The 679-nt window shown below is 53.5% G+C and carries 1 protein-coding gene; it reads left to right on the top strand.

Annotation, left to right across the window (positions count from 1 at the left end; all coding sequences use genetic code 11):
- Nucleotides 1-479: 479 nt before the first annotated feature.
- The coding region (locus tag AB8804_RS23280; protein ID WP_371190298.1) for a S24 family peptidase at nucleotides 480-679 on the top strand (200 nt) is incomplete at its 3' end.

Genomic DNA, 679 nt, shown 5'->3' with positions numbered 1-679 from the left:
TCAACGCAATTACCCAGGACGAATCGGGACATGATGTTTCTCCTTTGCTGAATGCGGCACCCTTTGCGCCGTGCCGATACGACAGCCGGGCGATAAGCGGAGAATGCAGGGGCGGGACCGCAGGCCGCAGCGCAGTGAAACAGCAAACGCTGGCTGGACGGTTTGACGGCGAAAATTGAGCCGGAGAACGACGGGAAGACGGCGTGTTAAGCCTTTTAAATTAACTGCGACCGGGCGAGGATACCGGCGTAGCGGAACCTTGCATACGAAGCGGCCCGGCTACAGTAGCGGCACGGCGCACATAGAGAACGGCAACAACAGTTAGCTCACAAGGTTATGCACCGTTTCTGTGGATAACCCTGCACCTCTTTTTTCCGGCAGAACAACCACATGGCAGGAACAGGTAAAATTCTCCTTGCAGGACAGGAAATTTCTTAAATTATACTGTATATAAAAACAGTTATTTTAAGAGGTATCCCATGATTGTTTTCGTTTCTCCAGCTTCTGAACCGGCACTGTCCACAGCCCCATTGTTCACCGAACGCTGCCCTGCCGGATTCCCCTCGCCGGCTGCCGACTATACGGAAGATGAACTCGATCTGAATGCCTACTGCATCAGCCGCCCCAGCGCGACCTACTTTGTCCGGGCCATTGGTGATTCAATGAAGGATATGGGCCT

Origin of the sequence: Enterobacter sp. KBR-315C3_2022, from assembly GCF_041399425.1 — a bacterium.
Classification (GTDB): Bacteria; Pseudomonadota; Gammaproteobacteria; order Enterobacterales; family Enterobacteriaceae; genus Enterobacter.
The sequence above is the reverse complement of the archived record's forward strand: the minus strand, read 5'-3'. Positions and strand labels throughout refer to the sequence as shown.